This window comes from Candidatus Thiodictyon syntrophicum (genome assembly GCF_002813775.1).
GTDB classification, from domain to species: Bacteria; Pseudomonadota; Gammaproteobacteria; order Chromatiales; family Chromatiaceae; genus Thiodictyon; species Thiodictyon syntrophicum.
In genome coordinates this window covers 860152-882623 of the sequence record NZ_CP020370.1, presented here as the reverse complement: position 1 = coordinate 882623, position 22472 = coordinate 860152, and the positions used below count along the sequence as shown (strand labels likewise).

Annotated in this window: 23 protein-coding genes; 15 read left to right on the top strand and 8 right to left on the bottom strand. The window is 66.8% G+C overall.

Annotated features, from left to right (window positions below):
• Window positions 1-31: 31 nt before the first annotated feature.
• Complete coding sequence (locus THSYN_RS03855; protein WP_100917977.1) at window positions 32-2032, top strand: bifunctional DedA family/phosphatase PAP2 family protein; 2001 nt, start codon at window positions 32-34, stop codon at window positions 2030-2032.
• A gap of 146 nt (window positions 2033-2178) precedes the next feature.
• On the opposite strand, the gene THSYN_RS03850 is transcribed toward THSYN_RS03855, so the two are convergent.
• Both THSYN_RS03850 and THSYN_RS03845 read right to left on the bottom strand, forming a co-directional pair.
• Entirely contained in the window at window positions 2179-2949 is a 771-nt protein-coding gene (locus THSYN_RS03850; RefSeq protein WP_100917976.1) for an alpha/beta fold hydrolase, read from the bottom strand.
• Window positions 2950-3252: 303 nt separating this feature from the next.
• A complete protein-coding gene (locus THSYN_RS03845) occupies window positions 3253-5100 on the bottom strand; it encodes an asparagine synthetase B family protein (protein ID WP_236848790.1) in 1848 nt (615 codons plus the stop codon).
• A gap of 216 nt (window positions 5101-5316) precedes the next feature.
• Between THSYN_RS03845 and THSYN_RS03840 the strand changes: the two genes are divergently transcribed.
• The 5 genes from THSYN_RS03840 (at window position 5317) to THSYN_RS03820 (ending at window position 8884) form a co-directional block, all read left to right on the top strand.
• Window positions 5317-5919 (top strand): Tll0287-like domain-containing protein, encoded by a 603-nt coding sequence (locus tag THSYN_RS03840; protein WP_100917975.1) that lies wholly within the window; start codon window positions 5317-5319, stop codon window positions 5917-5919.
• Between the two features lie 120 nt (window positions 5920-6039).
• Complete coding sequence (locus THSYN_RS03835; RefSeq protein ID WP_100917974.1) at window positions 6040-6570, top strand: hypothetical protein; 531 nt, start codon at window positions 6040-6042, stop codon at window positions 6568-6570.
• A gap of 9 nt (window positions 6571-6579) precedes the next feature.
• On the top strand, window positions 6580-7794 hold the full coding sequence (locus THSYN_RS03830; RefSeq protein WP_100917973.1) for a protoporphyrinogen/coproporphyrinogen oxidase: 1215 nt from the start codon (window positions 6580-6582) through the stop codon (window positions 7792-7794).
• A 237-nt stretch (window positions 7795-8031) separates the two neighbouring features.
• Window positions 8032-8568: a CreA family protein gene (locus THSYN_RS03825; protein WP_100917972.1), complete on the top strand. Its 537-nt coding sequence runs from the start codon at window positions 8032-8034 to the stop codon at window positions 8566-8568.
• 118 nt (window positions 8569-8686) lie between these two features.
• Window positions 8687-8884 (top strand): YgaP family membrane protein, encoded by a 198-nt coding sequence (locus THSYN_RS03820; RefSeq protein ID WP_100917971.1) that lies wholly within the window; start codon window positions 8687-8689, stop codon window positions 8882-8884.
• A gap of 17 nt (window positions 8885-8901) precedes the next feature.
• On the opposite strand, the gene THSYN_RS03815 is transcribed toward THSYN_RS03820, so the two are convergent.
• A complete protein-coding gene (locus THSYN_RS03815; protein WP_100922288.1) occupies window positions 8902-9342 on the bottom strand; it encodes an NUDIX domain-containing protein in 441 nt (146 codons plus the stop codon).
• A 274-nt stretch (window positions 9343-9616) separates the two neighbouring features.
• Here THSYN_RS03815 and THSYN_RS03810 point away from each other — a divergent pair, with 274 nt between their 5' ends.
• From THSYN_RS03810 to ureC, 6 genes are read left to right on the top strand one after another with little or no spacing between them, the layout of a single operon-like run.
• A complete protein-coding gene (locus tag THSYN_RS03810) occupies window positions 9617-10192 on the top strand; it encodes a TMEM165/GDT1 family protein (RefSeq protein ID WP_100922287.1) in 576 nt (191 codons plus the stop codon).
• Entirely contained in the window at window positions 10189-11064 is an 876-nt protein-coding gene (locus THSYN_RS03805) for an urease accessory protein UreD (RefSeq protein ID WP_100917970.1), read from the top strand. The genes THSYN_RS03810 and THSYN_RS03805 overlap by 4 nt, the downstream gene beginning before the upstream one ends.
• Before the next feature lie 49 nt (window positions 11065-11113).
• The gene (gene ureA, locus THSYN_RS03800; protein ID WP_100917969.1) at window positions 11114-11416 is read left to right on the top strand and encodes an urease subunit gamma; all 303 of its coding nucleotides are present in this window, start codon (window positions 11114-11116) and stop codon (window positions 11414-11416) included.
• Window positions 11417-11456: 40 nt separating this feature from the next.
• Complete coding sequence (locus THSYN_RS03795; protein ID WP_100917968.1) at window positions 11457-11969, top strand: L,D-transpeptidase family protein; 513 nt, start codon at window positions 11457-11459, stop codon at window positions 11967-11969.
• Between the two features lie 37 nt (window positions 11970-12006).
• Window positions 12007-12327, top strand: coding sequence for an urease subunit beta (locus THSYN_RS03790; protein ID WP_100917967.1), 321 nt, complete (start codon window positions 12007-12009; stop codon window positions 12325-12327).
• Complete coding sequence (gene ureC, locus THSYN_RS03785; protein WP_100917966.1) at window positions 12324-14027, top strand: urease subunit alpha; 1704 nt, start codon at window positions 12324-12326, stop codon at window positions 14025-14027. The genes THSYN_RS03790 and ureC overlap by 4 nt, the downstream gene beginning before the upstream one ends.
• A gap of 106 nt (window positions 14028-14133) precedes the next feature.
• Here ureC and THSYN_RS03780 read toward each other — a convergent pair whose 3' ends face one another.
• The 5 genes from THSYN_RS03780 to THSYN_RS03760 form a co-directional block, all read right to left on the bottom strand.
• Window positions 14134-15132 (bottom strand): hypothetical protein, encoded by a 999-nt coding sequence (locus tag THSYN_RS03780; protein ID WP_100917965.1) that lies wholly within the window; start codon window positions 15130-15132, stop codon window positions 14134-14136.
• A 3-nt stretch (window positions 15133-15135) separates the two neighbouring features.
• On the bottom strand, window positions 15136-16251 hold the full coding sequence (locus tag THSYN_RS03775; RefSeq protein WP_100917964.1) for a DUF3696 domain-containing protein: 1116 nt from the start codon (window positions 16249-16251) through the stop codon (window positions 15136-15138).
• Window positions 16248-17426, bottom strand: a complete 1179-nt coding sequence (locus THSYN_RS03770) for a DUF262 domain-containing protein (RefSeq protein ID WP_100917963.1) — start codon at window positions 17424-17426, stop codon at window positions 16248-16250. Before THSYN_RS03770 ends, THSYN_RS03775 begins: the two co-directional genes overlap by 4 nt.
• A gap of 271 nt (window positions 17427-17697) precedes the next feature.
• The gene (locus THSYN_RS36545) at window positions 17698-18093 is read right to left on the bottom strand and encodes a hypothetical protein (RefSeq protein ID WP_100917962.1); all 396 of its coding nucleotides are present in this window, start codon (window positions 18091-18093) and stop codon (window positions 17698-17700) included.
• Window positions 18094-18124: 31 nt separating this feature from the next.
• On the bottom strand, window positions 18125-19459 hold the full coding sequence (locus THSYN_RS03760; protein WP_216644545.1) for an ISAs1 family transposase: 1335 nt from the start codon (window positions 19457-19459) through the stop codon (window positions 18125-18127).
• Window positions 19460-20087: 628 nt separating this feature from the next.
• Here THSYN_RS03760 and THSYN_RS03755 point away from each other — a divergent pair.
• The 3 genes from THSYN_RS03755 to THSYN_RS03745 are packed head-to-tail and all read left to right on the top strand — an operon-like array spanning window position 20088 to window position 22461.
• Window positions 20088-20612 (top strand): V4R domain-containing protein, encoded by a 525-nt coding sequence (locus THSYN_RS03755; RefSeq protein WP_100917961.1) that lies wholly within the window; start codon window positions 20088-20090, stop codon window positions 20610-20612.
• A gap of 26 nt (window positions 20613-20638) precedes the next feature.
• Window positions 20639-21865, top strand: coding sequence for a SpoIIE family protein phosphatase (locus THSYN_RS03750; RefSeq protein ID WP_100917960.1), 1227 nt, complete (start codon window positions 20639-20641; stop codon window positions 21863-21865).
• A 47-nt stretch (window positions 21866-21912) separates the two neighbouring features.
• The gene (locus tag THSYN_RS03745) at window positions 21913-22461 is read left to right on the top strand and encodes a SiaB family protein kinase (RefSeq protein WP_100917959.1); all 549 of its coding nucleotides are present in this window, start codon (window positions 21913-21915) and stop codon (window positions 22459-22461) included.
• The last annotated feature ends 11 nt before the right edge of the window (window positions 22462-22472 follow it).

Sequence of the window (22472 nt, the reverse complement as noted above, 5' to 3'; positions counted from 1 at the left end):
CGGCGCGCCGGACCCGCGCACCAGAGCCCCAGTGGACGCACTCTTCGATCAAGTCCTGGCCTGGGTGAGCGGACACCCGGGCTGGGCCTATGCCGCGATCTTCGCGGTCGCCATGGGTGAGTCCACCGCGATCATCGGGCTCATCGTCCCCGGGGTCGTCCTGCTGCTCGGCACCGGCGCCCTGATCACCACCGGCGCAATCGCGTTCTGGCCCGCCTTCGCCGCCGCGGTCATCGGGGCCGTCGTCGGCGACGGCCTGAGCTATGGCCTGGGGCGCCATTACAAGCTGCGCCTGCGCGGCATCTGGCCCTTCTGCCGCTACCCCGAGTCCCTTGACCAGGGCATCGCCTTCTTCGCCCGCCACGGCACCTGGAGCGTGGTCATCGGGCGCTTCGCCGGACCCAGCCGCGCCTTCACCCCGCTCGTCGCGGGGATGCTGGACATGAGCCCACGCCGCTTCTTCACGGCCGATATCGCCTCCGCGATGGCACAGATTCTCACCTATTTCATCCCCGGCATGGTGCTCGGGGCCTCGCTGAAACTGGCCGCCGAGGCGGCCGTGCGCCTGGCCATCCTCGGGCTGCTGCTGGCCGGCACCCTGTGGTTCATCTTCTGGGCGGCCCACCGGGTCTACCGCCTGCTCGCCCCCCACGCCGGCCACTGGCTGCAGCGACTGCTGCGCTGGGCCGACCTGCACCCCGGCCTGGGCGGCCTCGCGCTCGCCCTGGCAGACCCCACACACCCGGATGCCCGCGCCCTGACCGGGCTCGCCTTCCTCCTGCTGCTGGGCACCCTCCTGCTCGGGGCCGTCACCGGCCTGACCCTGTTCGGCCCGCGCGAACTGGCCCTGAATCTCGCCGCCCTGGACCTGGGCCAGAGCCTGCACACCCCGCTCGGCAATCGCCTGATGATCGCGCTGGCCGCGTTCGGCGCCCCCATCGTGGTCCTGCCCATGGTGCTCCTGGTGTACGCCTGGCTGCGTTGGCGCGGCGACGAACACCGGGGGCACTACTGGTTGGCAACGGCCGCCTTCCCCCTGGCGGCCACCCTCGTGCTCGGCGCCCTGCTCGCGGTACCGCGCCCCGACCTCGGCCTGCACCTGGCCCTGCCCTGGTCGTTCCCCAGCGGGCCCGTCGTGTTGGCCACCAGTGTCTACGGATTCCTGGCCATCGCCATTGCCCGCGGCCTGGCCGCCCCGCTGCGCTGGGTCCCCTATGCCCTGGCCACCACGCTGATCACGGCAGTGGCCGGGGCCCGGGTCTATCTGGGCGCGGAGTGGCTCACCAGCGTCATCAACAGCATCGCCCTTGGGCTCGTGTGGGTCGCAGCCCTGGGGCTCGCCTTCCGCCGCCATAGCCGCCTGGCGCTGCGCCCCGGCGCACTCGCGGCGGTCGCCGCGATCGGACTGGCCGCGGGGCTCAGCCTCCACGACGCCGTCACCGGCGACCGGGACCGGGAGCGACTGACCCCGGCCCCGCGGATCGCGACCCTGGAACACCGCGCCTGGCAAGGCGCCGCCTGGGCGCGGCTCCCCCGTCACCGGGAGGACTTGAGTCAGCGCCACCGCCACCCCTTGACCATCCAGTACGCGGGCGACCCGGCCTTGCTCACCGAGGCCCTGGCCGGGTCCGGCTGGCAGCCCGCACCGCTTCTGGATTGGGGCAGCGCCCTGCGGCTGCTGTCGCCCTCCTTGCCGCTGGCGGAGATCCCCGTCATTCCCCAGGTCCACGACGGCCGTCATGAGGCCCTGATCCTGGCCAGGCCCACGGGCGCCGACCACCGGGAGGTCCTGCGCCTCTGGCCCACCCGCTGGCGCCTGACGGACGGCGCGCCCCTGTGGGTCGGCAATGTCACCCGCCAACATCGGGGCCTGTTGCTCAATCTGATCGTCGTCCCGACGACCGACACCCACGACTTCCGCCTGCCCGCGGAGTTTGAAAGGGAGTTACCGGGACTGCGCCTACGCGCGGCGTCCGGGGACGGACCCTTGCGGATTGAGGAGGAACCCGCAAGGGCACCTCCAGAGCCTTGACAGACTGGGGGGATTTGTTTGACTGGCAGCGACGTAACCGTTCATCGGGTCGTTTTACGCCCACAATCCCTTTTCTCGCTTCGACTCCGGACCGTCGGCGCCAAGCTGGATGCGTGAACAGGGCATAGGACTCTCCCGCTGATGAATTAGGGCCGGCCCAGCCGGTCAATGAATACGGCCAACCCTTCCAGCAGCGCCGCCTCCTGATCGCGCTGAGGGAAATGACCGCAGCGGGCCAGTTTGAGCAGTTGCGTCCCCGGCACCCGGGCGGCGATTACATCGATCTGGCGCATGGTGGCGTACTCGTCGTCCTCGCCCTGGATCGCCAGCACCGGACAACGGATGTTGCTCAGGGAGTCCTCGATGTTCCAGTCGCGGAATGCCGGCGACAGCCAGCAGTCGTGCCAGTCCTTGAAGACCCGCTCGGCCGGCGCCTGATGGTAGCGCCCAAGCCTTTGCGGCAAGTCGGTGGTATGCCAGGCGATGCCGGCGGCGCGAATGCCGGCCAAGGCCTCGGGCTCGACGAATTCGTGCGGCGCGATCACCGCCAGCGCGCGCGGCACCGCCGGGAAGGCACCGGCGAAGATCAGGGCAATGCTGCCGCCGTCGCTGTGGCCGATCAGCACCGGGGCTTCGATCCGCAGCGCGGCGAGCAGCGCGGGCAGGACCTCCTCGGCTTCGCGATGCAGGTAGCGCGGCGTGCGCGGGTCCGTATAGGCCTGCGAGCCCCCGTAACCGGCACGCGACCAGGCAATGACGCGGCAGCCGGTGACCGCCGCCAACCGCGCGGAAAAATAGCGCCACATAGCCACACAACCCAGGCCGTCGTGCAGCAGCAGCAAGGGCGGGCGGCCCGGCACCAGCGCCGGATGATCCCGATATTCAAGGCGCAAACCGTTCACAATGATGTGTTTCATAGCTCAGGAACGATTCATCAATGATCCATTAGGGAATGCGCTTTGCACCGTTGTCGTTGTCGTTGTCGTAGTCGAGGTTGTCGTAGCGCCCCGGATCCTCTCGCACCCCAAATTGCATCGCTTCTCCGATTACGACAACGCCAACGACAACGATTGTGTCCGTGTTTAACTCTCGCTTGAATCGTCACTCAGCCACACGGCCAGGGTATCAGCAATGCCATCGACAGGTCCGTGCGCCGACCGCTCAGCGCTGACAGTCCCGCGTGTCGTTCCAGCCCCAAGGCAGCCGGGCCACCCCGCGACTCAATGCCCATGCGCCTGCAACCACTGCTCCAGCATGACCAGCACCCACAGCATGACGCCGTAATAGCCGGCGTGCTGCCCGGCGTGGCGGGCGCGCAGCCAGTCAATATAGTCGGGGCGCACGATGCCGCGCGCGCGCAGGGCATTCAGGCTGTCGTCGGCCAGGGCCTTGAGCGGGGCGTATTCGGCCAGCCACAGGCCCACCGGCAGGCCGAAGCCCTGCTTCTGCTTCTTGATGATCGCGGGCGGCAGGAAATCGGCCAGGGCCTGCTTGAAGAACCAGCGCAGGCGGTTGTCCTTGAGCTGAATCCGGGGCGGTACCGAGGCGGCAAAGTCCATCAGGCGTTCGTCGAGCAGGGGGTAGCGCACGTCCACGCCCGCCAGTTCACAGGCCTGGTTGACCTTGCGCAAGTCGTTGTCCGCCAAAGTGATCTTCAGATCCAGGTGCATCATGCGGTTGACGATGGCGCGCGAACTGATGTGGTGGTAGCAGGCACGCTGGGTCTCCAAGGGCGCGTTCGGGTCCACGCGAGCGAGGAAGGCGGGGTCGAAGATCGCGGCGAGCGGGGTGCGGTGCAGGAAGTTGTAGCTCTCCAGCCGGTCCGGCAGCGGGGTGCGCGCCTGGTCCACATAGCTCTTGAACTTCCTGAGGCCGGGCACGGCACCCAGGCCGGGGATGGCGGCCAGCGGGTCCAGCAGGCCGCGGCGGACCCACCCGGGGAGGCTGCGGTAGACCTCGAAGAGTTGCTGGTTGGCGTAGCGGGCATTGCCGCCGAAGATCTCATCCCCGCCGTCGCCGGCCAGGAGCCGGGTGCAGCCGTCGTTGCGGGCGAAACGGGCGCAGAGATACGCGGGGATGATGGAGGCGTTGGCGAAGGGCTCGTCGCACCAGGCCGCAAGCCGCGGGATGGCTTCCAGGACGTCCTGGGGCTGGACATAGTATTCGCGCGCCTCGGTGCCGAAGTGGCGCGCGGCAACGCGGGCGTAGGCCATCTCGTCGTAACCCCGGGCGTCGAAGCCCATGGAGTAGGTCCGCACCGGCACGCCGCGCAACCGGCGCAGGGTGCCGGCGACGGTGGAACTGTCGGTACCGCCGCTCAGAAAGCACCCGACCTCGTCCGGGCCTGCCCCGGGCGCCGCGGCCGCGCCGCCGACCACCAGGGGCAGCAGCCGGCGGAACTCCCGGCTGAGATCCGCAAGCGGGGTCGGGTTGTCGTCCCGATAGGGCATGTGCCAATAGAAGAAGGCGTGGCGGCCGAGTGGATTGAGGTCCACCGCCTGGGCGGGCAGCAGTTTCTCCACCCCCTGGTAGATGCTGCCGGGACTGGGGACCACATGGAAATAGAGATAGTCGAACAGGGCCTGGTCGCTGAGGCGCGCCGGGAACCCGGGCAGCCCGGTGAAGGCGCACAGGCGGCTGGCGAAGGCCACGGCCTCACCCAGGCGGCACAGGTAGAGCGGCCTGATCCCCGCCCGATCGACCGCCAGCAGGACCTTGCGGCGGCGCAGATCCATGAGCGCCAGGGCGAAGCTGCCGTGGATGTGCCCCAGCAGGGCATCGCCCTCGGCGTGGTAGAGGCGGGCCACCGCCGCCGCGTCCAGGGCTCCGGACGCCACGCCGCCCAGGCCGGTGACCGGCTCGGTGAGACAGACCACGACCTCCTCGTCGGCATAGACGAGGTCGGGTCCGGCCTGGGAGCCCGCGTGCCCGCCGCGGTCACGGACGCGCCCGACGCCGGGCCCCGGCGCCGCCCCGGCGATCACACCGCGCCCCAGCATGGTATCGAGTAGCTGGTCCGAGGCCTGGGCGTCGGCGATCTGGCCCATCCAACCACAAATGGCGTACATCGGTCCTCTCCTGGGGGGTGGCGGCCGGGGTGCGGGGACGCGGCGCGTCCCGCCGGCGGGCGGTCGAGCCGCGATTATACCCGGCGGCCCCTGGAACTCTCCCAAGGGACCGGCCGCGGATTGTGATTGCGCCGCGCACGCGCGGACCGGACCCGCCATACTTACCCATTGTCCGCGTCCGCCTGACCCATCAACCAACGCCTACGGAGCCTCACCATGCGCTCGATCTTCCTCGTCACCGCCGTACTCGCCGCGGCCCCCCTGCTTGCGCAGACCGCAACGCCCCCCGCCACCACGCCGACCTCGGCCGCGGCCCCCAACCCGAATCTCGAGCAGGCCCGGGCCCTGACCAAGGAATTCGCCGACACCTTGAAGGGCGAGTTGGAGGCGGCCATGAAGTCCGGCGGTCCCATCGCGGCCATCGGCGTGTGCAAGGAGCGGGCACCGGCCATCGCCGCCGCCATTTCCGGGCGGTCCGGCTGGGAGGTCGGGCGCGTCAGCCTCAAACCCCGCAACACCAAGGACGGGCAGCCGGACGCCTGGGAGCGGCAGGTGCTGACCCGCTTCGACGAGCGCAAAGCGGCCGGTGAACCGGTCGAGACCATGGCCTTCGCCGCCGTGGTGGAAGACAACGGGACCCGGCAGTTCCGCTTCATGAAGGCGATCCCCACGGGTGAGGTCTGTCTCGCCTGCCACGGCGGCAACCTCGCCCCCGCGGTGGCCGCGACCCTGGACCAAGCCTATCCAGAGGACCACGCGCGCGGTTATGCTGTCGGGGATATCCGCGGGGCCTTCAGCCTGACCAAGCCGATCAACTGAGGCGAGCGCGTAAGCACCGCGGATCGGGGCCGGTCAGGTGCAGCGCATCCCCGGCACCTTATCTCCCGGCAGCACAGCGCAGCCAGCGCCAAGCCCCGACCGACAAACAGCGGGTGAACCATGTCCGACCAACGCTTTGATCTCACCTACAAGGGCCTGGTCGCCCCGGGGGCCGACCCCGAAACGACCCGGCAACGCCTGACCGGGGTCTTCAAGCTCAGCGACAAGGGCGCCGAGCGCCTGTTCACCGGCCGGCCGGTGGTGGTCCAGCGCGATGTGGATGCGGCGACCGCCGCCCGCTTCAAGAAGATATTTGCCCACGCGGGGGCCGTCTTGACGATCACCCCGGTGGCGGGCTTGGGGACCACGGACAACAAGGGGCCGGCGGCCGCCCCGCGGCCCCAGGCCGACGACTCCCGCGAAGGCGCGCCGCTGTCCCTGGCGCCCCAATGGGGCGATCTGGAGTCCCCGTCGGCCGCCGCGCCGCCGGTGTTGGACTTGAGCTATCTGAGTCTGGTCCCGGGGGACAACTGGACCCTGGAGGATTGCGAGGCCCCCCCGACCCCGATCCCGGAACTGGACACCAGCGCACTGCAACTGGAACCGCTCCAGCCGCGGACCGAACACACTACCGACCCACTACTGGACTGACAGCGAGCGATGACCAAGGACTTCGACCATATCGTGATCGGCGCGGGCATCAGCGGGCTCGGCGCCGCCCATTTCTCGGCCCGGCGCGGCCTCGCCACCCTGGTCCTGGAAGCCGCCCCCCGGGTGGGTGGGTGCATCAACACCCACGAGTTCCAAGGACTTGGCGGGTTCTGGACCGAGGCCGGCAGCCACACCTGTTTCAACAGCTACGGCAATCTGCTCACCATCATGGACGACCTGGGTCTGACCAGCCGGATTCTGCCCAAGGCCAAGGTCGGCTACCGACTGTGGCAGGACGGGGAGCGCCGCTCCATCGTCTCCGCCCTGCATTTTCTGGAGGCCGCCGTGTCGCTGCCGCGCCTCTTCACGACCCCGAAGCAGGGGCAGCGCGTGGCGGACTATTACGGCCGCGTGCTGGGGCGGCGCAACTATCGGGACCTGCTGCGCCACGCCTTCCAGGCGGTGATCTGTCAAGCCGCGGACGACTATCCGGCCGAGGCCCTGTTCCGCCGTAAGCCGCGCCGCAAGGACGTGATCAAGGCCTTCACCTTCGCCGACGGGCTCGCGGCCATCCCCGCGGCCATCGCCGGCCAGGAGCGGCTCCAGGTCCGCACCGGCCAGCGCATCACCGCCATCGTGCCCGACCAGGGCGGCTGGCGGGTCGTCGCCGACGGCGCCAGCGAGGTCACCTGTGATTATCTGACCCTGGCCGTGCCGCCGGATGCCGCCGCCCGGCTGCTGCCGACCGGCTTCGACGGGGCCCGGCACGCGATCGGGGCCATCGCCATGGCGGAGATCGAGACCCTGCTCCTGGCGTTTCGCGGCGCGGACCTGCAACTGCCCGCCCTGGCGGGGCTGATCGCGGTCGACGGGCCCTTCTACTCGGCGGTCTCCAGGGACTTCCTGCCCGCGGGCACCCATCGCGGCTTCGCCTTCCACTTCCGCCCCGGGGCCCTGTGCCGGGACGACCAGGTCACCGTCGCCTGCCGCGCCCTGGGGATCGACCCCGGACAGATCGCCGCTCAGGCACAGGTACACAACCGCCTGCCGGCCCTGCGGGCCGGGCATACGGCCGTGGTGGGGCGCATCGACAGCGCCATGGCCGGCAGCCGTTTGGCCATCACCGGCAACTGGTTCCTCGGGGTCTCCATCGAGGACGCCCTGACCCGCAGCCGCCGGGAGACCGACCGGCTGTTCGGGGCCGAACCTTCCCGGTTACCCTGAATCTCAGGTATATCTTTAGAACCCCAAAGGAATATTTGTCCGCAAATAAACGCAAATGAACGCAAATAAGAAAGCGGCCTGCGGACGTTGCGCGCGTGACGCTGAACCTCCATTGACGCTGCCTTTCGATTCTCCACGCAATCTCCAGAGTTAAGCCGCGCCTGCTGAGATTGTTCATAATTTGCGTTCATTTGCGGACCATATTCTTCCCCGCAGCAGCAACCACGGAGCACGCCCATGCGTCACCCATTTATTTTTCTATGCCTGCTCGGCTTGGCCCAGGCGAGCGCCGCCGAGATGATCGGCAGCGTGAACACCAAGTTCAAACTCATGGGCCCGAGCGACAAGATCGTCGTGGAGGTCTTCGACGACGAGGACCTGCCCGGGGTCGCCTGCTATCTCAGCCGCGCCAAGACCGGCGGCATCTCCGGCGCGGTCGGGGTGGCGGAGGACACCTCGGACGCCTCGCTGGACTGCGCCCAGATCGGACCCATCAAGGTGCCGGATGACATCCGCAACGGCAAGCGCAACGGCGAGCAGGTCTTCAAGAAGCGCACCTCGCTGATCTTCAAGACCCTTCAGGTGGTGCGCTTCTACGACCCCCAGCGCAACGTCCTGGTCTATATGACCTACAGCGACCGGGTCCTCGAGGGGTCGCCCAAGAACAGCGTCGCGGTGGTAGCCATCGCGCCCTGGGCCGCCCCGCCCCCAGGCGCCGCCACACCGGCCCCGGGTCAGGGCGCCGCCGCCCCGGCAACCAAGCCCGGTCAATGAAAGGGCGCGCAACATCCGCGACGCAATCCTGGCCCCCTATGACCGCGTCCATTGGAACAGGTCGACGCCTGCGCCAGTCGACGCAACCCATCGCACTACCGGAGTACCGACCGTGTCCATGAAGAAGAACATCGGCCAGACCGACCGCACGATCCGCCTGGCCGTCGCCGGGCTCTTGGTGCTCTGCGGCATCTGGCTGCACCTGTGGTTCCTGTCAGTCATCGCCCTGGTCCTGGTGGTCACCGGTTTCACCGGCATCTGCCCGGCCTATCTTCCGTTCAAGATCGACACCAACAAGGACGGCGAGGAGGACTGATCCGAGCGCCAGCCGGCTCAGTCGCAACGCAGGGGCGGCACGCTACCCGTCGCGCGATAGGCGCGATAATCCGCCAGCACGGCGGCGTGATCAAAGGCGAGCCGGGCCGGGATGGCCTCGGGCAGGAAGACCAGCACCGCACGGGCGTCGTCCAGCGCCCGCGGCTCGCCGATGGCCTCAGCCACATAGACCGCGCTGACCGTGTGGCCCCGCGGGTCACGACCGGGGTCTGAATAGACACCGAGCAGGGCGCGCAGGGTGACGATCAACCCGGTCTCCTCCCGTGCCTCCCGCACCGCCGCCCGCTCCACGCACTCCCCGACATCCACGAAGCCGCCCGGGATGGCCCAACCCGGCGGCGGGTTGCGGCGCTCGATCAGGACGATGGGACGGCCGGGTCGGTCCACCAGTTCGATGATGGCGTCCGCGGCGAGCAGGGGTGTCACGGGTTTGGGCATGGCGCTGGGCTCCTCGGTTAACGTCGCGGCACTGTACCGCGTCACCGGCACGGTATCAGAACAACGCGTCGGATCGCCATTGTCGTTGTCGTTGTCGTTGTCGTTGTCGTTGTCGTTGTCGTTGTCGTTGTCGTTGTCGTTGTCGTTGTCGAGGTTATCGTAGCGCAGTGGATTCTCTCGCAGCCCAAATTGCATCGCTTCTACGATTACGACAACGACAACGATGGCGTGTTACATGATACATGACGTCATCGCCCAACCCTGGAGCACCGTATTGGAAGCCTTTCTTCTCTCCACCGGGGTGGTCGCACTCGCCGAGATCGGCGACAAGACGCAACTGCTCGCCTTCATCCTCGCCGCCCAGTTTCGCAAACCGGTCCCCATCATCCTGGGCATCCTCATCGCCACGCTGGCCAACCATGCCCTGGCGGCGGCCTTGGGGCTCTCGGTGGCGGCCCTGATCGAACCCCAGACCCTGCGCTGGGTGCTGGGGCTGTCCTTCATCGCCATGGCGATCTGGATCCTGATCCCGGACCGGCTCGACGAGGACGACGCCAAACTCGCCCGCTTCGGGGTCTTCGGCACCACCCTGATCGCCTTCTTCATCGCCGAGATCGGCGACAAGACCCAGGTCGCGACCGTGGCCCTGGCGGCGCAGTATCAGTCGATCCTGCTGGTCGTCGCCGGCACCACGCTCGGGATGCTGATCGCCAATGTGCCGGCCGTGATCCTCGGCGACCGTATCGCGGGCCGCCTGCCCGTCCACCTGGTCCACCGCATCGCGGCCGCCATCTTCGCGCTCCTGGGCCTGCTCACCCTGCTGGGGGTTGGGGAGGGCTACGGCCTGTGAGCGGCGCCCCCGCTGCCGCGGAGAACGCCCGCTGGCAGGCCCGACTCGAACTCGGTCTCGCGGACCGGGCCGGGCGCACGGTCGTGGCACACCAACGCCACCAGGGGCCGCTGACGGTCCAGCGCCCCTTCTACCCCGAGGGCGCCCCCTGCCACCTCTATCTGCTGCACCCACCCGGGGGGGTGGTCGGGGGCGACCGGCTGGAGGTCAGGGTCCGGGTCGAGGCTGGGGCCCATGCACTGATCACCACCCCGGGGGCGGCCAAGTTCTATCGCAGCGCCGGTCCCCGGGCGGACCAGGTGCAACACCTCGAGGTCGCCGCGGGCGGGGTCCTGGAGTGGTTTCCGCAGGAGAACATCCTGTTTCCCGGGGCCCAGTTGTGCGCGAGCACGGCGGTGGACCTGGCCCCGGGCGCCCGCTTCCTGGGCGCCGAGGTCCACTGCCTGGGGCGGCCGGCGATCAGCGAGCGCTTCGCCCAGGGGCGCGCAGACCTGCGCCTGCGGGTCAGCCGGGCGGGTGTCCCCCTGCTCCTGGAGCGCCTCCTGGTGACCGCCGGGCAGGGCCTGGATGGACCTACCGGGCTGCGCGGCCTGCCGGTCACCGGGACCCTGTTGGCGAGCGGTGCGGACGCCTCGGACCTGGCCGCGGTCCGCGCCCACCCCGGCGGCGCCGGGGACCGGCCCGGCGCGGATCACACGCGAGCGGCACCAACACCCCTCTGGGCCGCGACCCTCCTGGGCGACCTCCTGATGGTCCGCACCCTGGCCCCCACGACCGAACCCGTGCAGCGGCTTTTCATCGCCCTTTGGGGCATACTTCGCCCCAGACTGCTGGGGCGCCCGGCCTGCCCGCCGCGGATCTGGGCCACCTGATCGACCCGCCCCGCCGACCCGCATCAGCGACCCCGAACCGGAGGCCACCGTGGATCTCACCCCCCGCGAGAAAGACAAACTGCTGCTCTTCACCGCCGGCCTGCTCGCCGAGCGACGCCGCGCCCGGGGCGTCAGGCTCAACTACCCGGAGGCCATGGCCTATATCAGTTGCGCCATCCTGGAGGGCGCCCGCGACGGCCGCAGCGTCGCCGAGCTGATGGACCTCGGCCGCACCCTGCTGACCCGAGAGGACGTCATGGATGGCATCGCGGAGTTGATCCACGAGGTCCAGGTCGAGGCAACCTTTCCCGATGGCACCAAGTTGGTGACCGTGCACGATCCGATCGTGTAAACGCACATAGACCGAAAAGCCGGAAAGGTGGAAAGCATCAATGGTCCGACTCACCCGCTTGATCGCGACTCTGCTGCTCCTTGGACTGCCCTGCCAAGCCGCCGTAGTAGCAGGATCGGACCACCCGGATGAGCTGATCGTAGAGAAAGGCAAGCGCCAATTGCATTTGGTCCGCCACGGCAAGCCGTATAAGACCTTCCTGGTCGCTTTGGGCTTCACCCCTGATGGCCGCAAAGGATGCGAAGGTGACGGCAAGACGCCTGAGGGTAACTACCGGATCGATGCCCGTAACAGCGCCAGCGGCTACCATCTGTCACTGCATATCTCCTATCCATCGGCAGACGACAGGGCACGGGCACTCGCGGATGGCTGCGCGCCGGGCGGGGATATCATGATTCACGGCTCGCCCGATTGGGCGCCGGAATGGCTGTTGACCGTCTACCGCCTCTTCAAACCGGACTGGACGCGCGGCTGCATTGCCGTCTCAAACGCGGAGATCGACGAACTGTTCGCCCAAGTGAAGACAAATACACGGATCAGAATTCTGCCGTGACTGCCCCTTATTGCCCCTGTTACTGGAGACTCAAGCGATGATTCCAGGCGAAATCCTCGTCGCCCCCGGCGAGATCGAGACCAATGCCGGGCGCCCGGTGCTCACCCTCGCGGTCGCCAATACCGGCGACCGACCCATTCAGGTGGGCTCGCACTACCACTTCTTCGAGACCAACGCGGCGCTGCACTTCGAGCGTGAACCGACCCGTGGCCAACGGCTGGACATTCCGGCCGGCACCGCGGTGCGCTTCGAGCCGGGGCAGACGCGGACCGTGACCCTGGTCCCCTATGCCGGCTACCGCCGGGTCTATGGCTTCAATGCCCGGGTGATGGGCGCACTGGATGGAGTAACGCCATGAGCCGCATCGCGCGTGCCGCCTATGCCTCACTCTACGGCCCCACGGTCGGTGACCGGGTGCGCCTCGGTGACTCGGAGTTGATCGTCCAGGTGGAGGAGGACCGCACCATTTATGGCGATGAGGTCACCTTCGGCGGCGGCAAGGTGATCCGCGACGGGATGGGCCAATGCCAACGTGAGTGCCAGGCGGTCGCGGATCTGGTCATCACCAACGCACTGATCCTGGACCATTGGGGCATCGTCAAGGCCGATATCGGCATCAAGGACGGACGCATCTGCGGGATCGGCAAGGCCGGCAACCCGGATACCCAGGCGGGGGTCGATGTTCTCATCGGCCCCGGCACTGAGATCATCGCCGGCGAGGGCCAGATCCTCACCGCTGGGGGCATCGACGCCCACATCCACTTCATCTGCCCCCAGCAGGTGGAGGACGCACTGATGTCGGGGATCACCACCATGATCGGCGGCGGCACGGGTCCGGCCACCGGCACCAACGCCACCACCTGCACCCCGGGGCCCTGGAACCTCCACCGGATGCTCCAGGCGGCCGAGGGACTGCCGGTCAACCTGGGCTTTCTGGGCAAGGGCAACGCCAGCCTGCCGCTCCCCCTAGAGGAGCAGGTCCGCGCCGGGGCCATGGGGCTCAAGCTCCACGAGGACTGGGGCACCACCCCGGCCGCCATCGATTGCTGCCTGGGCGTGGCGGAGCTTGCCGATGTGCAGGTCGCGATCCATACCGATACCTTAAATGAGAGCGGCTTTGTCGAGGACACTATCGCCGCCTTCAAGGACCGCACCATCCATACCTACCACACCGAGGGCGCGGGCGGCGGCCATGCCCCGGACATCATCAAGGCGGCGGGGCTTCCCAATGTACTGCCCTCCTCCACCAATCCGACCCGACCCTATACGGTCAATACGGTCGACGAGCACCTGGACATGCTGATGGTCTGCCATCACCTGTCGCCCTCGATCCCGGAGGACGTCGCCTTTGCCGAGTCGCGCATCCGCCGCGAGACCATCGCCGCGGAGGACATCCTCCACGACCTGGGCGCCTTCAGCATGATCTCATCGGACTCCCAGGCGATGGGCCGGGTCGGCGAGGTCATCACCCGCACCTGGCAGACCGCCCACAAGATGAAGGTGCAGCGCGGCGCCCTGAGCCAGGACCCGGCCGCCCACGACAACTTCCGCGCCAAGCGCTATGTGGCCAAATACACCATCAACCCGGCCATCGCCCACGGCATTGCGCATGAGGTCGGGTCGGTGGCCGTCGGCAAGCTCGCCGATCTGGTGCTCTGGCGGCCCGCCTTCTTCGCGACCAAACCGAGCCTCATCATCAAGGGCGGGCTGATCGCCGCCGCCCCCATGGGCGACCCCAATGCCTCCATCCCCACACCGCAGCCGGTCCACTACCGACACATGTTCGCCGCCGTCGGCGGGGCCCTGCCGGCGACCTGCATGACCTTCCTGTCCCAATGGGCCATGGACGCAGGGATCCCCCGGCAACTGGGCCTCAAGCGCCTGTGCGGCACGGTGCGCAACACCCGGGCGCTGCGCAAGTCGGACATGATCCACAACGACTGGCAGCCGCTGATCGAGGTCGACGCCCAGACCTATGAGGTCCGCGCCGACGGGCAGTTGCTCACCTGTGAGCCGGCGGCGGTGCTGCCGTTTGCGCAGCGGTATTTCCTCTTCTGAGCCGCCGCGCTCCTGCCAGGCGCGGGACCAGGGGAATTGGCAACGGATTGTCGATGAGTGACGGCCGCGAATCGCGTATGTACCGCATCATTTTCGTGTACGCGATTCAGTCGCCCGGGAGCGGTAGATGCGCATGGAAGATCGCAACGACAATTCTGTTACCCGATTCGGGAATCGGTGGATGAATATGGATGCGGTTGATATGTGGTTCGATCTTGCCGTGCCATTGACAGTAAAGGGTTCTCCCCTTCAGCGTCCGTTCCCGTGCCTGCCGACAGGTCTTATGCTGAGCGACGTTTGCATTCTCGGGCGCCATTTCAAGGCCACATAAGGTGAACCGCCGCTCGATCAGGCGCTGGTCTGGACGCCCCTCCATCGGCGGCCGGCGGTCGAGTTCGGTTTCCAATGGGGGCGGAGCCATGAACACCCACCAACCATGATCGTCAAAGCCGTCGAGGTATCGACGCAACTCTTCGCGAACCCGCGTGTAGCCACCCTCAAAGTCGGAGAGCCCCCGCCATACCCCCGGCAGGAAGAAAGTATCCGGATAGGCGTGCGGAGCAAGCCGTTCGAGCGTCGCCGCCGTGTCGCGCTCAACGTCGATGGCGGAACGAAAAAATGCACGATGGCCTCGCTCGTCGATGACCCAGTGAAGTTTGACCGCACCCGCCGCTGAGCCGGTGAGATAAACACCAGAGCGTCGTAGGGCGAGACAGGCGACAGCCCGACCAGCACGCACCCTATGGTGAGCCCAGTAAACGTCGGCGTTCTCGGATGCGGGACCTTCGCCCACCACGATTTCGGGATACTCCATTCCCACCGGCCAGCTTTCCTCGTCCAGGTAGCGCGTAGCTCTGCCCAACGCTGCGGCTAGCTTTTCCAGAATCTCATTGTCGAGCTTCACCGCGGCACCCGGCGACAAGAGTTCCCAGACGCTCAACCCGCCGAGCACCGGACGCGTGTAGATGTCATCGCCGATCCATACCCGCTCGCCCCACGACTGTGCAGTTGTTACACGCTCAAGAAACGCCCCCAACGCCGAATCGATTTCGGCTTCCGACCATCCATCAAAGCACCACTCAGAGCCATCGACGACGAAGGCCACGCATCACCTCTGTCGACGTATACGGCCGAGCGCCGAAACGTCGATCTGATATTGGTCAAAGAAACCACGGGGCCAGTCGGAGACCCCACCCATCGCCGTGAAGAGCAGTGGGGTCACCCGAGCCGTATCGCTCTCGTCCGAGTCGAAAAAATGAACCGTCGCGTGTTCGCAGGGCAGATAGCGATGCTCGCCGATCGCCCGGCGGACACCATTCAGAACATGGTCGGAGTGGGTTTCAACGATTACCTGAATACCGCAACCAGCAAGCCACGCGAGATACACCCCTATACGCGATTGCCCCGCAGGATGTAGATGTGCCTCCGGATTCTCGACCACAAGGAGGCCGCCCGGCGACGCGACAAGGCCTGCAAGCACAATCGGCAAAGCATATGACACGCCAAAACCCATGTTCGGCGCCCGCACCCAATCCCCACCCGGCGCGCGAAAGCGCAGTGCCGTTACCAAAGTGCCGGGGAAAGACTCCGTATCAATCTCGACCGCCTTAACGATCTCGCCGAGCCATCGCTCCAACTCGTACTTTAACAACGGCGCAGTGCCCGGTTCCCGCTCTGGATGGAGACGCTGGGTGTCATTGAGCGGCCGGTCGCCCAGAGCGGCCAGGACCTGGGCGCAATACTCGCCGCGTACGCCCACCTCCAGGGCATCGGCAGGCAGCGCGGACGCGCCCAACACGCTGCGTGGCCCTAAGCGCTCGGCGCAGAGGTAGGTGAAGGCCCGCGACGCCCGCGTGAAGGCAAACGGAGGATTATCGGGACGCGCCGCCACCTCCAGATAGAGCGCCTCTGGGGCATTCGCCGGAACGCCGAACCGCCAAGACGCAGTAGTCTCATCGCGATCATGCCGCATGTCGAAGTCAATATCACCTTCCGCTCCCCAGTTATGTACGTCCTCTGCCGTACCGAGTTCCAACCCGACTGGCCCATTGAGCCGAATCGATTCTGCCGAATCTTCAATCGAGGCCTCGCGGGCCAGGACGAGCGCATGGATTACCGAGGTCTTACCCGTACCGTTGAGACCGGCGAGCACGACCAAGGGCGCCAGATCGAGCGCCTGATCGGCAAATCGCTTGAAACCACGGATGTGTAGTTGGTCGATCATCCGACAGCCTCTGCGAGGATTTCGCGGGTCCGGTTCAGGCGAAAACTGATCTTGATCGGATCGCCCGTTCCAACGGCAACTGCACGCGTATAATCCTCGTCGTCGAAGGCCGCGCGGAACGCGGTCACAATACGCTTTGCCTTCGGCGCCAACCGTGCCAGGGGGTACTCAGCCAACGCGATTGCCTGAGCCTCAAACACGGCACGATTGATTGGCCCACGACGCTTTGCGCGTCGGGGCCAACGCCGAAATGCCGCGTCTCCCAACACCTCGATGGCATTTGTCATAGCCCGATTGAAGCTCTCTTCCAGCTTGGCGAGTCTTGCATCGTTGATGGCAGCACTCCCATCCGAACCGCCGTCGATTCTTCGCGTGAAATGGAGCAAAAAAGCGTCCAGACTCTCGTGCTGCCGGTATTCCTCTTCGGAAAACGAACTGAACGCGCAGAATCGCAGTGCCAACTCCCGGTCCGCCATCCGCTTGCTGTCGCGCACCAGTTCATTCGGCTCGTCGGGCGACACCTTCCAGAAGTGCCTGCCCGTCGCCTCGTCAAATGCAGGCAACTCCACGAGTCGCTTGAGTAGATCGCGAGAGCGCGACTTGCTCATCGCATGCCGAATCTCTTGCGCGGAGAGCGGACTGCCGAGGGTATTGACCCTACTGAAAATGTCATATTTTACCTCGTCCGGGGTCTGGGGCTCGATAACGTGGACCACGATTTGCGTCGCGCGAAACCGGCGGACCATCGCGGGGTCCATGGAGGAATAGGTGTGATCCTTCAAATCCCGCAAATACTCGAGGTCATCCTCCCGAAGCGTGTGCCCATCGGACACGAAAAGCCGAACCGTCGAGAGACGCTGAACTCCATCGACAACCTGGTAGGTTCCGTTGATGTCTTGGTTAAAATAGAACGCGGGCAGCGGAATACCCAGAAGTATCGACTCGACGAGCCGAGTCCGCTGGCGCTGCTTCCAGACATAATCACGTTGAAAATCGGGCGTAAGATCGATATCACCCTCGTTGATCTGATCCACCACTTCACGGAGCGTGAAGTTCTTGGTTGAAATCCGGATCTTCTTCGGGTCCCATGGTTTGACCGCCGCGCCCCCGGAACCGGTGTCCTCGTCCTCCATTTCGGTCGGGGGGGATCCGGCCAAGTCGCTGTCAATGGTCATATTGCGGTCCCGCTCTCTAGGAATGGCATGGAGGCAAGAATGTTGGTTTCAACTCAGGCGGCTCCGCGACCAGGGTCCCGTCAAAGTCCGGGGGCTTGACGTAGCGGCGGGGGCCTCGGGCGATGCGAAGCGCGCGGGTGACGGTCGGGCGGTAGATCTGGCGAAGACGATCGCGGGGTTGGGCGAGGCGCGCGAAGGGGAAGTGCGCGGGCGCAGGCGAGCGCCAGCCTCCGCCGGAGCGGCCGTGCGTCAGCGTCAGCGGCGTCGGGTGTCAGACGCCGATGGCGGCCAGGGCCCGGCGCGGTTGGTGAGCGAAGGCGCGCAGGGCGCTGGCGATATTGGTAAAGCCGTGCAGACGAGCCAAGGCGATGGCGAAGTTGCGCAGGCTGGCCATGATGGCCGGTCCGTGGCCGACGCGCACGCGCGAGCGATCCTCGTCGAAGGTGACGTCGCGGACATAATGGGAGCGGTTCTCGATGCCCCAGTGGCCGCGGTTGAGTTGCAGGAGTCGCGGCGGGTCGGCCAACTGCGGTGGCAGGCTGGTCACGGCGAACACCGTCTCGTCGCGTTGCTTGCCCGACGTGAGTTCGGTGACGGCGCGTTCGATGCGACAGACCTGGGCGACGTGGGGGAAGTTGACGTAGTCGTTGAGGGCCGTGGAGGCCATCAAGCGGCGCTGCTCCAGGCGCCCATGGCCCTTATCGAGGGTCGTGGTGCAGAGGGGGGAAATGCGCCTCGGTCAGGGCGCTGAGGTCGGCATAGAGGGTGGGCTGATTTTCTTTGACCGTGAAAAAATAGTGGGCCTGTTTCTCCTCGACCAGGAAGCGCGCGGTCTCGCGTTGGGTATGCAGCGCATCGGCGGTGACCACCCGTCCCGTGAGGTCCAAGGGTGCGAGCAGCGGTTTGAGCTCCGGGATCTCGTTGGTCTTGGCCGGGATCTCGCGCTGCGCCACGGTCACGCCCTGATCTTGGAGGAACGCGCTGAGCAGATGCACCTGGGTGCCGTCGGGGCGCACCGCCCCGCGCAGGGCCTTACCATCGACGGCCACGGCATCGTCGGCAGCGACGAGGCCGAGCAGCCAGTCACTCAAGGTGGCATCAATGGCGGCAACGTCGCTGGCTTGCAGGACGCGGCGCAAGGTCGGCTCGGAGGGTGGCTCGAAGCGCTCGGTGCGGGGATTGTAGCGGGCGTGTAGACGCTTGAGTTGGGCCTGGGTCAGGCGCGCTGCCCACTCGGCGAGCGCGGTATAGCCGCGGTTGCCGGCGAGTACGGCGGCGAGGCCGATGCTCAACACCGTGGCCTGGGGATGGCGTTTACCGCGCGGACGGCGCCGATCGGGCAGCGCGCGCAGACGCTGCTGCAGGTCCTGCATCTGGGCCGTGGTCAGGGTGACGGATTGCATTGGCGTGCTCCAAGGGGCGGGTAGCACGGGGGCGCACAACAGCGCCCGGGCGCGTGGGTGCAACGGATAGACGAGTGCCTGCTTGGGTTCGCCATGGGGGGTATAGCGGCCGTTGCAGCGCGCAAAGCCGCGCGTGGTGCCGACCACCTGCCAGTTGGCGGCGCGGTAACAGGCACCGGTAAAACGCGTTGGATCGACGAAGGTCTCGGCCAGCAACAGGCGGTGACCATGGACGCGCAGCCAATCGTCGGACAGGCGCCGCAGGTTCAGCGCCAGGATGCGCGAGGCCAGATTAGGGACGCGCCCGGTGGCGGGGAGGATCAAGAACCGGGCGTTGTTGGCCAGCAGATGCAGGCGTTGATAGTGCAGCACCCGCGGCCAACCGATCCAGGCATCGCGGGCCGCGCACTTGAGCGCCGCCGCCTGCCAGCCGAGCAGCGCCAGCCAGCACCCATCAAGCGTGGCAACGTAGCGTAAGGTCTTGCCGAATAACGAGCGTAGGCCCAGGTAATGATGCGCCTCGACCAGCGCATCCCACGCGTCCCGCTCCCCGGGCAGGATCAGGCGGACCTCCAGACGCCGGAGTAACTCCGACGCGGGGCGGCAGGACTGGCAAGGAATTTCGGCCATGCCGACTGTTGTAAGACATTTCGGGCCGAAAATCCAGTTCTGCGAACATCGGTCACAAGCTCAAGGGGCTACGGGTGAACTCGACGGAGCCCTGGCTCCGCGACACCCGACGATCCTGCCGTGGAACGCGGCCCATCGCGCCGCGAGAACGGCGCCTCGGGTCCTAAGGCCCCAGTAGGCGAATAGTGCACGGACGCATTTGTTCAGGTCAATCCGAACGCGTGGAGAATCGCCCATCGGAAGGCCCTCAGCCACGATGTCGCGGGGCGTGCACGGGGCGCCCGGAGGGCGTAACTCCGGCACACCCGGCTGGCTGCGCACTCCTTCGCCGGGAGACGCTGCTCCGACAGAGACGGGGGCCCACGCCCGCCCCTCACCTCCCGCAGGCGGGGGCACCCGCCCCGCGCAAGGTGCGCCACCCGGGCTTCCCGTCCAGCCCGATCGCGGCGGGACGCCGCTCCCACCGCTTGGCGGGACCAAAAGACGGTCGGCGCCTTGAAGATATCCGGGGGCGGGGCGTAGCATGGGAGCCCGGCACTCTTAGCGCCGGCACGCCGCTCCCGGGTACTTACCCACAGGGCCCAAGCCCTTACGGCCCCACTTTATTCAACCTCGGGGAGATGACTCGATGTTCAAAGAAGAGCGTACCGAATCGCACTTCGACTGGTCCATGTTGGGCAACCTCGCGGAGGGTCGGCCCAACCTGGGCGACTCGATGAATGTCGCGGTCTATCGCCTGATGCAATTTACGCTGCGCGACGTCCTCATCCAACGGATGGGGGTCGCGGATGCCGACCGCGTCTTCTATGACGCCGGCCGCGAGGCCGGGGTGCAGTTTTATGCCCATGTGCTGACGAAGAAGGGTAGCTTCCCGGACTTCGTCGGCGATCTCCAGGACGCACTGCGGAAATTGAATATCGGCATCCTGCGCGTCGAGCAGGCGGACCTGGAACGGCTCAGATTCACCCTCACGGTGGCCGAGGACCTGGATTGCTCCGGGCTGCCGGTCTGCGGCGAGCAGGTCTGTACCTATGACGAGGGGTTCATCCATGGCCTGCTGAGTTCCCACACCGGGCGGGAATTTCAGGTGCGCGAGGTCGATTGCTGGGCCTCGGGGGACCGCGTATGCCGCTTCGAGGCGCACGCGCTCTGACGCGCCCGCACCGCCGCCGCTGACGCATGGTCACCGTTGCCGAACATCACCTGGATCAGTTGACCGCAACGCTGTCGCGGATCCTGCGCGGTGAAAAGCCGCCGCCCATGGTCTTGCCCGCAGATTATCCGCAGGACGAGTTCAATCAGTTTGTGGGCTATTTCAACCGCCTCGTCATCGAGTATGACGACTTTGCCGACTTCATGTATTCGATGGCCCGCGGCGAGTTGGACCGCGCGCCCCCGGCGGGTAAGATGCGGGTGCTGCAATCCTTCAAGAGCCTCCAGGCCAACCTGCGCCATCTGACCTGGAAGACGCAGCAGATCGCCGCCGGGGACCTTTCCCAACGGGTCGATTTCATGGGTGATTTTTCGACCGCCTTCAATGAGATGACGCGCCAGTTGCAGCAGGCGTTCGCGGACCTGCGGCAGGAAAAGGAGCGCTCCGAGCAACTGCTGCGCGACCTGACCGACAGCATCGCCTATGCCCAACGCATCCAGGCCGCCCTGTTACCCCCGCCCGGGGCCCTGAATGACTATCTGGCCGATTCCTTCAGTCTGTGGTTGCCGCGCGATATCGTGGGCGGTGACATCTATTGTCTGGAGACCTGTCCCGAGGGCGGCCTGGTCGCACTCCTGGACTGCACCGGGCATGGGGTGCCGGGCGCCCTGATGTCGATGCTGGCGGTCACCGCGCTGCGGCGGCTCATCCGGGATGAACACTGCTATGCACCCGCGCTCTTATTGCAGCGGCTCAATGAGTCGATCCGCACCACGCTGCGTCAGGATACCGCCGCCGCCCCCTCGGACGACGGACTGGACGCGGCCATCTGTCTGATTCAGCCGGACCAGGGGCGGCTGGTCTTTGCCGGTGCCCATTTGCCGCTCTATATCGTTGCCGATGGGCAACTGGCGGAGCTGCGCGGTGATCGCGCGAGCCTGGGCTATAAGCGCTCCAAGCCGGACCAGCGCTTTGCCAGTCACAGTGTGGCGCTGCAACCACGCCAATCATTTTACCTGTGCAGCGACGGACTGCTGGACCAACCGGGCGGCCCGCGCGGCTTGCCCTTCGGGCGCGACGGGCTCAGGCAGGTGCTGGAGCGGCATTGGCACGCGCCCTGCATCGATCAGCGCGACGCGCTCCGGAATCAATTGCTGGCCCATGCCGGGGCGCACGCGCCCCGGGATGACGTGACCGTGCTGGGTTGGCAGGTGGCCGGCGCGCACGGCCAAGCCCCCGCCCCCTTGCCCTAGAGAACGGTTCACTATCTTGACTCGATACCAAGCCCCAGGAGTGGCCGATGCCCACCATCGATCTGTTTGAACTGCGCAACAACTTCGCGCTGCACGACGTGCTCATCTGCTTCAATGGGCCCTTCTCGCATGGCCTGATCGAGGAATTCGGCGTGGCCGTGCGCCAACACCTGGCGCAGCGGGCGGCGGAGCATTCGGCCCTGCTCGATGTCTTCGCGGTCTATGTGGAGTTGGCCCAGAACGTCCGCAACTATATCGCCGCCAAGGGCTTCACCCCGGGTCAGCCGCATAACCCGGACTGCGCCATCATCGCCATCCTGTGGGACGGCGAGCGCTTCGCCGTGGGGGCCGGCAATGTGGTCGCACGCGCGGATGCGGCCGGGCTCGCCGGGCGCATCGCTGAATTGAATGGGCTGGATAAGGAGACCCTGCGCCGCCGCTTCAAGGAGCAACTGCGTGCGCCGCACCAACCGGGCAGCCGCGGCGCCGGCCTCGGCCTGCTGGACATCGCCCGCCGGGCCGCAATGCCGATACTGCTGGCACGCACCCCGCTCACCGATGAGTGGGAATTCGTCAGCCTCCTCGTGCGTATCTGAGAAGACCGATC